1 protein-coding gene is annotated in these 273 nt (G+C 50.9%); it reads right to left on the reverse strand.

Annotated elements, in window-relative coordinates; translation table 11 throughout:
* On the reverse strand, positions 1-273 hold a 273-nt coding region (locus FC091_RS15105; protein WP_138435211.1), incomplete at both ends, for a hypothetical protein.

A 273-nucleotide genomic window follows, 5' to 3' on the forward strand; every position in this document is an offset into this window, starting at 1 on the left:
CTGTATTGGTTACCGTGATCGTATATTCTACCGTATCTCCTAAACTTGCCCCTACTGGTGCTACATCATTGGTGATCGCTACCGTCTTAACGGCCTCGATGCTCGGGTCTTCCGCTATTGGCGTTTCCGTTGGATCGTCTTCGGTGTTGCTATCCGTGTCATCACCATCATCACTCGTGTCATCGACATTCGTGTCCGCTGGACTATCGCCATCAGCTAAAACACTGTTGCTAAAGCCTCCGGCATCCACGGCATCCTGCTCGATAACATAGG

This window comes from Winogradskyella algicola (genome assembly GCF_005869935.1).
Classification (GTDB): domain Bacteria; phylum Bacteroidota; class Bacteroidia; order Flavobacteriales; family Flavobacteriaceae; genus Winogradskyella; species Winogradskyella algicola.